The sequence below is a fragment of the Georhizobium sp. MAB10 genome (assembly GCF_045012825.1).
GTDB classification, from domain to species: domain Bacteria; phylum Pseudomonadota; class Alphaproteobacteria; order Rhizobiales; family Rhizobiaceae; genus Georhizobium; species Georhizobium profundi.
This window is the reverse complement of the sequence record NZ_CP118314.1, coordinates 3,349,921-3,361,916: the sequence shown is the minus strand read 5'-3', so window position 1 is coordinate 3,361,916 and position 11,996 is coordinate 3,349,921. Positions and strand designations below refer to the sequence as shown.

13 protein-coding genes are annotated in these 11,996 nt (G+C 62.5%); 8 read left to right on the top strand and 5 right to left on the bottom strand.

Annotated elements, in window-relative coordinates; genetic code table 11:
• The first annotated feature begins 82 nt into the window (after positions 1 to 82).
• From PU133_RS16090 to PU133_RS16060, 7 genes are all read left to right on the top strand, one after another.
• Entirely contained in the window at positions 83 to 310 is a 228-nt protein-coding gene (locus PU133_RS16090) for a DUF2007 domain-containing protein (RefSeq protein ID WP_404862502.1), read from the top strand.
• 7 nt (positions 311 to 317) lie between these two features.
• Complete coding sequence (locus PU133_RS16085) at positions 318 to 1,112, top strand: tRNA1(Val) (adenine(37)-N6)-methyltransferase (RefSeq protein ID WP_404862501.1); 795 nt, start codon at positions 318 to 320, stop codon at positions 1,110 to 1,112.
• 112 nt (positions 1,113 to 1,224) lie between these two features.
• A complete protein-coding gene (locus PU133_RS16080) occupies positions 1,225 to 2,091 on the top strand; it encodes a S49 family peptidase (protein ID WP_404862500.1) in 867 nt (288 codons plus the stop codon).
• 23 nt (positions 2,092 to 2,114) lie between these two features.
• On the top strand, positions 2,115 to 2,312 hold the full coding sequence (locus tag PU133_RS16075) for a hypothetical protein (RefSeq protein WP_126011164.1): 198 nt from the start codon (positions 2,115 to 2,117) through the stop codon (positions 2,310 to 2,312).
• A 115-nt stretch (positions 2,313 to 2,427) separates the two neighbouring features.
• Positions 2,428 to 3,375 (top strand): glycine--tRNA ligase subunit alpha, encoded by a 948-nt coding sequence (locus PU133_RS16070; RefSeq protein ID WP_126011163.1) that lies wholly within the window; start codon positions 2,428 to 2,430, stop codon positions 3,373 to 3,375.
• A gap of 36 nt (positions 3,376 to 3,411) precedes the next feature.
• Complete coding sequence (gene glyS / locus PU133_RS16065; protein WP_404862499.1) at positions 3,412 to 5,652, top strand: glycine--tRNA ligase subunit beta; 2,241 nt, start codon at positions 3,412 to 3,414, stop codon at positions 5,650 to 5,652.
• A gap of 64 nt (positions 5,653 to 5,716) precedes the next feature.
• Positions 5,717 to 6,094, top strand: a complete 378-nt coding sequence (locus tag PU133_RS16060) for a PH domain-containing protein (protein ID WP_404862498.1) — start codon at positions 5,717 to 5,719, stop codon at positions 6,092 to 6,094.
• A gap of 19 nt (positions 6,095 to 6,113) precedes the next feature.
• Here the strand turns inward: PU133_RS16060 and PU133_RS16055 are convergent, their stop codons facing one another.
• A complete protein-coding gene (locus PU133_RS16055; RefSeq protein ID WP_404862497.1) occupies positions 6,114 to 6,599 on the bottom strand; it encodes a hypothetical protein in 486 nt (161 codons plus the stop codon).
• A 113-nt stretch (positions 6,600 to 6,712) separates the two neighbouring features.
• Complete coding sequence (gene purD / locus PU133_RS16050; protein ID WP_404862496.1) at positions 6,713 to 7,981, bottom strand: phosphoribosylamine--glycine ligase; 1,269 nt, start codon at positions 7,979 to 7,981, stop codon at positions 6,713 to 6,715.
• A 156-nt stretch (positions 7,982 to 8,137) separates the two neighbouring features.
• On the opposite strand from purD, the gene ubiA reads away from it, so the two are divergent.
• Positions 8,138 to 9,103: a 4-hydroxybenzoate octaprenyltransferase gene (ubiA, locus tag PU133_RS16045; RefSeq protein WP_404862495.1), complete on the top strand. Its 966-nt coding sequence runs from the start codon at positions 8,138 to 8,140 to the stop codon at positions 9,101 to 9,103.
• Positions 9,104 to 9,171: 68 nt separating this feature from the next.
• On the opposite strand, the gene PU133_RS16040 is transcribed toward ubiA, so the two are convergent.
• The 3 genes from PU133_RS16040 to PU133_RS16030 all read right to left on the bottom strand — a co-directional run bounded on the left by PU133_RS16040 (position 9,172) and on the right by PU133_RS16030 (position 11,980).
• Positions 9,172 to 9,573, bottom strand: coding sequence for a hypothetical protein (locus PU133_RS16040; RefSeq protein ID WP_404862494.1), 402 nt, complete (start codon positions 9,571 to 9,573; stop codon positions 9,172 to 9,174).
• A gap of 218 nt (positions 9,574 to 9,791) precedes the next feature.
• On the bottom strand, positions 9,792 to 10,373 hold the full coding sequence (locus PU133_RS16035) for a DUF6101 family protein (protein WP_404862493.1): 582 nt from the start codon (positions 10,371 to 10,373) through the stop codon (positions 9,792 to 9,794).
• Positions 10,374 to 10,540: 167 nt separating this feature from the next.
• Positions 10,541 to 11,980 carry an FAD-binding oxidoreductase gene (locus PU133_RS16030; protein ID WP_404862492.1) on the bottom strand — a complete coding sequence of 480 codons (1,440 nt, stop codon included), beginning with the start codon at positions 11,978 to 11,980 and terminating at the stop codon, positions 10,541 to 10,543.
• Between the last annotated feature and the right edge of the window lie 16 nt (positions 11,981 to 11,996).

Sequence of the window (11,996 nt, the reverse complement as noted above, 5' to 3'; positions counted from 1 at the left end):
TGAAAGCATAGAAAGGGGCGGGTTGCCCGGCAAGTGGCGAATTGGCGCGCTCACAGCGACGCGCAGGATGAAAGGAACGGCCATGGAGGAATTGATCAGGACGAACGATCCGGTGATCATCTCCTTTGCCGAAAGTCTTCTGAAGGAAGCGGAGATCGGCTATTTCATCGCCGACCAGAACATGAGCATCGCGGAGGGGTCGATCGGCGTGCTTGCCAAGCGCATTCTCGTCGATTCCGATCGGGCCATCGAGGCGCGCCGGCTGATGATCGATGCCGGTATCGGCCAGGAACTGCGCGAACAGCGGTGAGGGTTCGGTGACCGGATCTTCTGCCCGCGAAGACGATCAATTTGTCGAGACGATCGACGCCTTCCATCGCGGCGGCTTCGCGCTCGTGCAGCCCAAGGGCAGGGGCCACCGTGCCGGCATGGACGCCATGCTTCTTGCCGCGATGGTGCCCGGATCGGCCAAAGGCCATCTCGCCGATCTCGGCGCAGGTGCTGGCGCAGCCGGCTTGGCCGCTGCCTCGCGCGTTGGCACACTGAGAGTCACCCTATTCGAACGCTCGGCAATGATGGCGGACTTTGCCCGCCGATCGCTTATTCTCGAGCAGAACCGGCATTTGCAGGATCGCATCGATATCGTCGAGGCGGACGTGACGCTGACGGGGCGGGCGCGTGTCGCTGTGGGCCTCAAGGACGATGCCTTCGAGCATGTGATCATGAATCCGCCGTTCAATCCGGAAGCCGACCGCCAGACGCCGGACCGGATCAAGGCCGAAGCTCATGCCATGCCGACGGGCCTGTTCGAGAACTGGATCCGCACGGCATGCGCGATCGCAAAGCCCGGCGGGCAGTTATCCCTCATCGCGAGGCCCGTCTCGATCGGCGACATCATCGCCGCATGTGGGCGCCGCTTCGGTGGCCTTCAGATCACGCCCGTCCATCCGCGCGTGGGCGAACCGGCGATCCGTATTCTCGTCACCGCGATCAAAGGCAGCAGGGCATCCCTGATCCTGCGCTCCCCGCTGGTGATGCACGAGGGGGAAAGCCATGCTTTTTCGCCGGCCGTGGACGCCCTGAATAACGGCCTTTGCGACTATCCCCGCTGAACTTGCGCCACGTTCATGCACGATCGCTGCAACTGACTGAGCGCCATTGCGTTTGGCAGGACGGCACATACATCTCCCAAGACAAGAACCTTCAAACAGGCAAGGCGGCGCAATGGCTTTCTATGACGCACTTCTCCCCCGGCGGATGAAGAAGGACCTCACGATCATCCCAGTCGTCCGCCTGCAGGGAACGATCATGACCGGCGGAAGCCAGTTTCGTCCGGCCCTGAACCTGGCAAGCGTCGCCGGTAGCCTGGACAAGGCCTTTTCGATGAAGCGCTCGCCTGCCGTCGCGATCATCGTCAATTCGCCAGGCGGGTCACCCGTGCAGTCGCGGCTTATCTTCAAGCGCATTCGCGATCTGGCCGAGGAGAAGCAGAAGCGCGTCCACATCTTCGTGGAGGACGTCGCTGCGTCCGGCGGCTATATGATCGCGCTTGCCGGCGACGAGATCATCGCCGACCCGTCCTCCATCGTTGGATCGATCGGCGTTGTCTCGGCCTCGTTCGGTTTCCCCGAACTGCTGAAAAAGATCGGCGTGGAGCGCCGCGTCTACACCGCCGGCCAGAGCAAAGTGTCGCTCGACCCGTTCCAGCCGGAGAAGGAAACCGACGTGGAGCACCTGAAGTCGCTGCAGCGCGATGTGCATGCCACGTTCATCGATCTCGTCAAAGCGCGCCGTCAGGGCAAGCTTGCGGCGGACGATGACACGCTTTTCAACGGATTGTTCTGGTCCGGCGTAAAGGGCCGCGAGCTTGGGCTCGTCGATGAGCTCGGCGACATGCACGGTTTTCTCAAGGCCCGCTATGGCGAAAAGATGCGCACACGCCTGATCGCGCCTCGGCGCGGCCTCTTTGGCGGCCGGATCCCGGCTTCCATCGGCGGCGACGATTTCGCTCAAACTATTGCCGCAAGTGCGACGCAGGGTGTTGCGGATGCATTGAAAAACAAGGCAATCTGGGGCCGTTACGGCTTGTGAAGACTGATCTCCCGGAGACAAGAATGCCGCAGATCCTGCTTTTGGCAGCGGTGGGGGCGATTGCCTGGTATGGCTATCGCCGCCTGCTGAAGGAGGCCGAGCGCGTGAATGCCCGTGTCCGCCAGGCCGAAAAGGAAGCGGAAAACCGCTCGACCGGAACGCTGGTCAAGGATCCGGTGACGGGCGAGTACCGGCTGGAAAAACGCGACAAGACGGACTAACCGGCGTTGCTTCGGCTGCCGCCGCCGCTTGACCGGCGATAGCCTGCGTGGCACCTGTCCCGCGACCTTTGAGGCGGATGCCGCCACACCAAGCTTGACCGGACCGGGACATGTCATGACCACCGACCACATGAACCCCACGCGCTCGTTTCAGGGCCTGATCCTGACGCTTCACAATTATTGGGCAAGCTATGGCTGCGTCGTGCTGCAGCCCTACGACATGGAAGTTGGCGCCGGTACATTCCATCCGGCAACGACGCTGCGGGCGCTCGGGCCGAAGCCCTGGAACGCTGCCTATGTGCAGCCCTCGCGCCGCCCAACCGACGGTCGCTACGGCGAAAACCCGAACCGGTTGCAGCACTATTACCAGTACCAGGTCATCCTGAAGCCATCGCCGCCGAACCTGCAGGAGCTCTATCTCGGCTCGCTGAAGGCGATCGGACTCGACCCGATGCTGCATGACATCCGCTTCGTGGAAGACGATTGGGAAAGCCCGACGCTCGGTGCCTGGGGGCTCGGCTGGGAATGCTGGTGCGACGGCATGGAAGTGTCGCAGTTCACCTATTTCCAGCAGGTCTGCGGCATCGAATGCGCGCCCGTCGCCGGCGAGCTGACCTACGGCCTGGAACGCCTGGCCATGTATGTGCAGGGCGTCGACAGCGTCTACGACCTAAATTTCAACGGCCGCGAGGGCGACGAGAAGGTCACCTATGGCGACATCTTCCTGCAGGCAGAGCAGGAATATTCGAGGCACAATTTCGAATTCGCCAACACGAAGATGCTGCTCAAGCACTTCGAGGACGCCGAAGCGGAATGCCAGGCTTTGCTGCAAGCGGGCGCGCCTGGCGACAATGCCAATCAGCGCCTGCACAAATGCGTGTTGCCCGCCTACGACCAGTGCATCAAGGCAAGCCACGTCTTCAATCTGCTGGACGCGCGCGGCGTGATCTCCGTCACGGAGCGCCAGAGCTACATCCTGCGGGTCCGCAACCTGTCGAAGGCGTGCGGCGAAGCGTTCCTCCTGACCGATGCCGGCGGAGCATCGATCGCCGCCGCAGCCTGACGGCTGGCTCGCCTGCCATTCATTTCGGATACACCCATGCCCGATCTTCTGCTTGAACTTCGTTCCGAGGAAATCCCCGCTCGCATGCAGCGCAAGGCCGCAGGCGATCTGCGCAAGCTCGTGACCGATGCGCTGGTCGACGCAGGGCTCACCTATGAAGGCGCGCAGGAATACTGGACGCCGCGCCGGCTGACGCTCGACATTCGCGGCCTGACGGCGAAGTCGGCCGATCTCAAGGAAGAGCGCAAAGGCCCGCGCACCGACGCGCCGGAAAAGGCGATCGAGGGGTTTTTGCGCGGCGCAGGGCTCGCCTCCATCGACCAGGCGAAGATCGTCGCCGATCCGAAGAAGGGTGAGTTCTACGTTGCTGTGATTGAAAAGCCGGGCCGCGCTGCCGAGGCGATCATTGCCGATGTGATGCCCGGCATCATCCGCGATTTCCCGTGGCCGAAATCCATGCGCTGGGGCAAGGCATCGGCAAAGCCCGGATCGCTGCGCTGGGTGCGCCCTCTTCAGTCCATTCTCTGCACCTTCGGGCCGGAAACGGAAGAGCCAGTCGTGGTCGATTTCGAGATCGACGGCATCCGCGCCGGCAACGTCACCTACGGCCATCGCTTTCATGCGCCCGACGCGATTACCGTGCGCCGCTTTGATGACTACGCCGACAAGCTGATGAAGGCGCATGTCGTGCTCGACCCCGCGCGCCGCAAGGAAATCATTGCCACCGACGCCAAGAACCTCGCTTTTGCGTCTGGTCTCGAACTGGTCGAGGACGAGGCGCTGCTCGAAGAGGTCTCCGGTCTCGTCGAATGGCCGGTCGTTCTCATGGGCAGTTTCGACGAGGCCTTCCTGTCGATCCCGCCGGAAGTCATCCGGCTGACGATCAAGGCCAACCAGAAGTGCTTCGTGCTCCGTCCGCAGTCGGGCGAGGGGCTGTCCAACCGCTTCATCCTCGTGGCCAACATCGAGGCGAGCGATGGCGGCAAGGAAATCATTCACGGCAACGGCAAGGTCGTGCGCGCGCGCCTCTCCGACGCGCTCTATTTCTGGCAGTCCGACCAGGGCGATCTGCCCGACCTCGACACGCTGACGGCGTCTGCCGAGAAGTTCGGTCTAGACCTGAAAAAGCCGCTCGACCAGCGCATGGCGAAGCTCGACCATTTGGGCGTGACGTTCCATGCCAAGCTCGGCACGCAAGGGGAGCGCGTCGACCGGATTCGGCGCCTGGCGCGTGAAATGGCTCCGATCGTCGGCGCCGATCCCGATCTTGCCGACCGCGCCGCCGTGCTCGCCAAGGCGGATCTGACCACCGATGCCGTCGGCGAGTTCCCCGAACTGCAAGGCCTCATGGGCCGCCGCTATGCCGAGCTGCAGGGCGAAAATCCCGCCGTCGCCGCCGCCATCGAAGATCACTACAAGCCGCTCGGTCCCACGGATACGGTGCCTCGCGACCCGGTCACCATCGCCGTGGCGCTTGCCGACAAGCTCGATCTGCTCGTTGGTTTCTGGGCGATCGACGAGAAGCCAACGGGCAGCAAAGACCCATACGCGCTGCGGCGTGCAGCGCTCGGGGTTATCCGGCTGGTGCTGGAGAATGGCGTGAGGCTCCCCCTTCGTCTCGTTGAGGAGCGTATGTGGGATCAGTTCAAGCGGAATATCGACGGAATGTCTCGAGCTGAGCGTGCGCTCATGCGTGCGCAATTGGACGAGGCTGTACAAGTTAAAGCCAGCGAGATCGATGACGGTCAGTCAACGTTCGAAAACCTCCTCTCTTTCTTCCACGATCGCCTCAAGGTCTACCTGCGCGACCAGGGTGCCCGGCACGATCTGATCGACGCTGTTATCACGCCTGAGGCCGACGACCTCCTGGCCGTCTCCCAGCGTGTTCAGGCGCTTGGTCAACTGCTTGAGACGGAAGAGGGAAAGAACCTTCTCGCCGGCACCAAGCGGGCGGCGAATATTCTGGCGGCGGAGGAGAAGAAGGGCACTGCGGTTGCCGATGAAGTCGATCCCGCGCTTCTTCGCACGGAGGAAGAGAAGCATCTCTTCAACGCGGTGATTCAAACCGAGAGCGAAGCCGGCCAAGCGATTCAGAATGAAGACTATTCGGCCGCCATGCGCGCGCTTGCGGCATTGCGTGAGCCGATTGATTCATTCTTCGAACATGTCCTCGTAAACGACGAGGATGACAGCGTTCGTGCCAACCGCCTGGCGCTTTTGGCGCGTATTCGTTCCGCCACCGCGCAGGTTGCCGATTTCTCACGCATCGTGGGCTGAAACCAATAACAGTCCCTGACGTTTCTCCTGCGAAATTTCGCAGGGGCAATCTGGAGACAAGCGCATGGGACTGTTCAGCGGCCTGCTCGGCCACGCGTCCGACCTCGACATTGCAGGCGTGACGGAGGAATTGCGGCCGATCCTGGCAGATGGCGAGGAAGTCGAACTCGGTTTCCAGATCATCCGCGACCAGATGATCTTCACCGACCGTCGCATCATCCTGATCGACAAGCAGGGCATGACCGGGCGCAAGCGCGAGTATCTGTCGATCCCGTATAAGTCGATCACGATGTTCTCGGTCGAGAACAACGGTTCGTTTGACATGGACGCCGAGATGAAGGTCTGGATTTCAGGCCAAGGCGCGCCGATCGCGAAGACGCTCGACCGCAAGTCGAACGTCGCCGGTATCCAGAGCGCGCTGGCGAAGGGCGTCTGCCGTTAAACGTCGGCGGATGCTCGGATCAGTTCAGGCGAAGCTCGAAGCTGGTCGCGCTCATCGATCCGGAAAGCGATGACGTCTGCGCCTCCATGTCGATGCCCTGTGCCGGGATATCGAGCGTGGCGCTCGATGCCGGCATGGCGGGAGCGATGATCTCGACTGCTTCGTCGCCCGCCGGCTCGGTCGAAGCCGCTGCAGCCACGGGACGTTGTTTACCATAAAGCAGGTCTGCGCTCGTGATCGTGACGACGGGTGTGCCACCCAGCATGTTGTCGCTGCGCGCCACCTTTTCTACGCCATTCTCCTGGAATGTGCGTGCGCCTTGCGCTTGAAGCGCCATCAGGTCGATCTCGGCCTGGGTCTGCCGCTTCTCAGGGCAGGTGGTGCAGGTGATCACATCCACACTGGAAAAGCCCGGCTCGCGCGGCTGCCAGGTTTCGACAGACTGCGCTGCCGCCGGCAAGCTTGCCACAGAAACCAAGGAGACTGCGAAAAGAACGCGCAACATGATCGACCCTCGATAAGCCTGGCCGCCTCAAATTAGAGGCGGAGTTGACCGCGATGGTAGCTGCTTCACCTTTCGATCCGGTGTCGGAAAGTGCTTAATGATACCTTAGCGGCTCAGCGATCGAGCGCCCGCCAGCCGATGTCACGCCGACAGAACCCGTCGGGCCAGACGATGCGGTCGACGGCCTGGTAAGCGCGGTCTCGGGCGCCAGCGACATCCTTTGCCGTCGCCGACACGTTGAGCACGCGTCCGCCATTGGCCGTCAGCTGTCCGTCACTCAGCGCCGTTCCGGCATGGAACACCTTCGCGCCTTCAACCGCGTCAGCTTCGGCAATGCCCTTAATCGGCGTGCCCTTCGTGTAAGCGCCGGGATAGCCATTGGCGGCCATCACCACGGTCAGCGCCACATCGTCGTGCCAGCGCGCGCTCATGGTCGCAAGCGTTCCGTCGGCAGTTGCCTTCATCAGAAGCAGGATGTCGTCCTTCAGCCGCATCATCATCACCTGGCACTCCGGATCGCCGAACCGCACATTGTATTCGATGAGCTCGGGGCCTTTCTCGGTGATCATCAGGCCGGCATAGAGCACCCCCTTGAAGGGCATGCCGCGCGCCTTCATCCCACGCAGCGTCGGTTCGATGATCTCGCGCATGGTGCGCTCAACCAGCTCGGGCGTCATCACGGGAGCGGGCGAATAGGCGCCCATGCCGCCGGTGTTGGGGCCCGTGTCGCCATCGCCGACGCGCTTGTGGTCCTGAGCGCTGGTGAGCGGCAGAGCGGTCTCGCCGTCGCAGAGACAGAAGAAGCTCGCTTCCTCGCCATCGAGAAAGGCTTCGACCACCACTTCGGCTCCGGCATCGCCAAAGGCACCCTCGAAACAATCGTCGATGGCGGCCAGCGCCTCGTCGAGCGTCATGGCGACGGTCACGCCTTTACCGGCGGCCAGCCCATCGGCCTTGATGACGATCGGCGCGCCCTGCGCGCGGACATAGGCCTTGGCCTTGGGCGCATTGTTGAAGCGCTGATAGGCGCCGGTCGGAATGGAATAGTCCGCGCACAGATCCTTGGTGAAGCCCTTGGAGCCTTCGAGCTGCGCGGCAGCGGCCGTCGGACCGAAAGCGGCGATGCCGGCTGCATCGAGCGCATCAACGAGGCCGGCGACCAAGGGGGCTTCCGGCCCGACCACGACGAGGTCGACGCTGTTTTCGCGGCTGAACGCCACCACGGCATCGTTGTCGGCGGTGGTCAGCGCGACGATCTCGGCTTCTTCCGCGATGCCCGGATTGCCGGGCGCAGCATAAAGGCGACCGAGCAACGGGGAGGCGGCGATCTTCCAGGCAAGCGCATGTTCGCGGCCACCCGATCCGATGAGAAGAACGTTCATGAAGCTCAAGTCCCCGGCAGGTCAGTGTTGCGGGTGGGTAAAGCCTGCGAGGGCAACTGGGTCAAGAGGGTGGGCCAACAGAGCGGGTCAGGAGGACGCTCGACAGCCGGGCGCGTGAGCCTTGACCGCGCAAGGTCCCGCTGCCACTGATCCGGCATGAACGACACATCCCATATAGGCGACCGCGTCGCCGACGCACCATCCGGAAACTTCGTCTACAAGGTGCTGCCGCGCACCCTGTGGCCCTATGCGCAGCTTGCCCGCTGGGACCGGCCGATCGGCTGGCAGCTGCTCCTGTGGCCATGCCTCTGGTCGGCGGCGCTCGCCGGCAACATGCCCGGTGTGCTCGAAGCGGGGTACACGCTTGGCGATCTGGTGCGCCACTGCGTGCTCTTTACCATCGGTGCGATCGCCATGCGGGGTGCCGGGTGCACCTATAACGATCTCGTCGATCACAAGATCGATGCCAAAGTGGCGCGAACACGATCGCGTCCGCTGCCGTCCGGTCGGGTGAGCCGCGGCCAGGCGCAGATCTTCATCCTGCTGCAGTCGCTTGTCGGGCTTCTCGTCCTTCTGTCATTCAACGGCTTCGCGATCGTCCTCGGCTTCGCCTCGCTCGCCTTTGTCGCCATCTATCCATTTGCAAAGCGCTTCACCGACTGGCCGCAATTCTTTCTTGGCCTCGCCTTTTCCTGGGGCGCGCTCATGGGATGGGCGACGGCTTTCGGCACACTGTCAGTGGCGCCCGTCATCCTCTATGTAGGGGCGATCCTTTGGACGATCGGCTACGACACGATCTATGCGCATCAGGACAAGGAAGATGACGCGCTGGTTGGTGTGCGTTCCACCGCTTTGCTCTTCGGGGATCGAACGAAGGTGTGGCTCGATCGTCTCTATGGGGCTGCCGTGCTCTGCATGCTGGCGTCTTTCGTGCTGACCGGTGTGCATGTGGTGGCCTATCTCGGCCTCGCAGCAGCAGCAGCGCATTTCGTCTTCCAAACGCGAAAGCTCGACATCGACAATCCCGACGAGTGCCTGAAACTGTTCAAATCGAACACCGTCGTCGGCGCGCTGCTCTTCGCCGGCCTGCTGGCGGGCGCCATCATCCGGCTCAGCGCCTAGTCCAAAACCGAAAAAGGCCGAGCATTGCTGCTCGGCCTTCGTCGTAGAAATGCGATCAGTTCGATCGATTACTGTACAGGCTGTTCTGCAGCCGGACCGCGCGGGGTAGCGCCGGAGTCCATGTCCTCAGCGGCCTGCGATGCGTCGGGGCCAGTCGTTACGCCCGAAGCGTTTTCATCGATCAGTTCTTCTTCATCGACGACTGCTGCCGAAGGCGATTCACCATCATCGCCGTCATTGTCGGCCTGCTCTTCGTCGGGGCCCGTCGTAGTGCCCATGACTTCAGTGTCTTCTTCTTCGATGATCGGGCCATCCGGCGATTCGCCGGCGTCGGCGTTGTTGCTGGCGGCCTGTGCAAGGATGATCGGCGCTTCTGCGCGATCGGTTGCGCTGTGATCGCCGACCATCGGGGCGGCAATCGCTGCGGAAGACATCAGCGTAGCGGTAAGAAGTGCGATAACCTTGGTCAAAGTCGTTCTCCTGAGAATCTCGGTAACAGATTTATTTCTGTCTTATTGATCGTTCAGCTTCGGAATCACGACGCCTAGCCTTGTTTGAACAGTCATAAGACTATCGAAGGGCGCGTCGTGCAGTGCCGATGCTGTAAGAACGATGACTGAACTTTATCGTTCCACGAGATATCAGATATTTGTATTTAAGATATCGCTATATTAGAGAGCTTTGGATATCAGCGACGCGCTATGATCTCTTCACCGTCGATGACGAGGCAGGATATTCCGAGCGAGCCGGTCTTGCGGCGCACCAGAAAGCGCGGCCGGCGATCGGCAAAGAAAGAATGATGGCGCCGCGGGCGCGTACGACCCACGGTCAACGGACCGATGGCATTTTCGAGCGGGCGTGCCACGCCGTCTGCCTCGACCATGAGCATGGGCAGGTTGAAGACGCTGGCCCAACTGCGCCAGTCGGCTGCGATATCGCCGAGATCGTGTGAGACGAGCAGCGGAACGCACAGCTCGGGATCGGTGTGGTGCAATTCCAGCGTGACAGTGATCTGGCCATCGCCATGATCGATGGCCCGGGCAGCGACGCCTGCGAAGATGCGCGAGGGGAGTGCGACGGACAGCGGCAGGCCGCTTCCCGGCAGCTTGCGACGCATCACCGCGCCGCGTTTGTCTATCGTGATCGTGACAGCTTCGGCCTGGCTGCGCGCGCAGTAAGTGACGTGCTGCGGCAGATGGCCGGGATCCAGCCGGAGTTCGTGACCTGCCCAGACGGGCTTGCTTAGCGACTTCAGAACCGTGTTCGACATTGACCACACCCTTGTTGACACTCTCGAGAGCCGGTTTTCCGGTCTTCCCGCCGGAGCGCTTGGTCGCGCCCTCTGTTGTGTCTGACTTTAGGGTGCCGGGGTTCCGGCCCACTTAAAAATCGCAGTTAAAAAACCTTGACCTTTCCGATGGTTACCAAATCGGAAGCTCAGCTCGTCCGCAGTACCTTTCCGGGATTCATGATGCCGGCCGGATCGAAGGCCGCCTTGATGCGCTGCATGAGGTCGATCTCGATGGGCGCGCGGATGGCGGCGAGTTCGTCCCGCTTCATCTGGCCGATGCCGTGCTCGGCGGAGATCGACCCGCCGAAGGAAAGCGCCAGAGCGTGAACCTTCGCGCTGACCGCGTCCCAGTGGGCCAGAAAGGCCTCACGGTCGGCGCCGACCGGCTGGGAGATATTGTAGTGAATGTTGCCGTCGCCGAGATGGCCGAAGGCGACGATCCGCGCGCCGGGCACCACTTCCTGCACGAGCGGCTCGGCCTGCGCGAGGAACGTGGGAATGGCGGCGACAGGCACGGAGATGTCGTGCTTGATCGATCCGCCCTCGGGCTTCTGCGCCCAAGAGAGCGCTTCGCGCATGTGCCAGAAGTCGCGCGCCTGTGTCTCGTTTTGCGCCAGGACCGCGTCTTCGGCGATGCCGTCTTCAAGCGCCGCACTTAAGAGATGCTCCATCTGATCCCGCGCGGCCTCCTCGGAGAGGTTCGACGAGATCTCGATCAGCGCGTACCAGCCATGAGGCTCAGCAAAAGGATCGCGAACGCCATCGATGTGCCGGGCTGTAAATTCGACGCCGATGCGCGCCATGAGCTCGAAGGCTGTCAAAGCGCCCCCGGCAAGCGTCTCGGCCCGGCGGAAGAGCTCGAGCGTCGCTTCCGGTGATTTCAGCCCGGCGATCGCGACCTGCCGGCCGGCAGGCATGGGAAAGAGCTTCAAAACAGCCGCGGTGATCACGCCGAGCGTCCCCTCCGCGCCGATGAAGAGATCGCGCAGATCGTAGCCGGTGTTGTCCTTCTTCAGCTTGCGCAGCGCCGTCCAGACCTCGCCGGTAGGCAACACGACCTCGAGCCCCAGGCAAAGCTGGCGCGTATTGCCATAGGCAAGCACCGCCGTGCCGCCGGCATTGGTGGAGAGGTTGCCGCCGATCTGGCAGGAGCCTTCTGCTCCGAGCGAAAGCGGAAAGAGCTTGCCCACATCCGCCGCCGCTTCCTGGATCGTCTGCAAAACGACGCCCGCTTCCACCGTCATCGTGCCACCGACAGCGTCGATGTCGAGGATCCGGTTCATGCGGGTGAGCGACAGGATGATTGCCGGTGGTCCATCCGCAAGCGGCACCTGGCCGCCAGTCAACCCCGTGTTGCCGCCCTGGGGGATGATCGCGATCCCGGTTTCGGTGGCAACCTTCAGGATCTCGGCGACCTCCTGCGTCGTGCCGGGTCGCAGCACGAGCGGGGTCGAGGCGTGATAGAGCTCGCGATGCTCCTGGGTGAAGCCTTGCGTGTCCGAGGGCTCGGTCAACGCATTGCCGGGCCCGACGATGGCAGCAAAGCGCTCGATGAGGGATGCTGTGAGGGAAGGGGAGAAGCTCATTTGAGACGATCTAGGG

Coding starts and splice junctions, on each gene's coding strand:
- PU133_RS16090 (WP_404862502.1), top strand. CDS start 83: ATGGAGGAATTGATCAGGACGAACGATCCGGTGATCATCTCCTTTGCC.
- PU133_RS16080 (WP_404862500.1), top strand. CDS start 1,225: ATGGCTTTCTATGACGCACTTCTCCCCCGGCGGATGAAGAAGGACCTC.
- PU133_RS16075 (WP_126011164.1), top strand. CDS start 2,115: ATGCCGCAGATCCTGCTTTTGGCAGCGGTGGGGGCGATTGCCTGGTAT.
- PU133_RS16070 (WP_126011163.1), top strand. CDS start 2,428: ATGACCACCGACCACATGAACCCCACGCGCTCGTTTCAGGGCCTGATC.
- glyS (WP_404862499.1), top strand. CDS start 3,412: ATGCCCGATCTTCTGCTTGAACTTCGTTCCGAGGAAATCCCCGCTCGC.
- PU133_RS16060 (WP_404862498.1), top strand. CDS start 5,717: ATGGGACTGTTCAGCGGCCTGCTCGGCCACGCGTCCGACCTCGACATT.
- PU133_RS16055 (WP_404862497.1), bottom strand. CDS start 6,599: ATGTTGCGCGTTCTTTTCGCAGTCTCCTTGGTTTCTGTGGCAAGCTTG.
- purD (WP_404862496.1), bottom strand. CDS start 7,981: ATGAACGTTCTTCTCATCGGATCGGGTGGCCGCGAACATGCGCTTGCC.
- ubiA (WP_404862495.1), top strand. CDS start 8,138: ATGAACGACACATCCCATATAGGCGACCGCGTCGCCGACGCACCATCC.
- PU133_RS16035 (WP_404862493.1), bottom strand. CDS start 10,373: ATGTCGAACACGGTTCTGAAGTCGCTAAGCAAGCCCGTCTGGGCAGGT.
- PU133_RS16030 (WP_404862492.1), bottom strand. CDS start 11,980: ATGAGCTTCTCCCCTTCCCTCACAGCATCCCTCATCGAGCGCTTTGCT.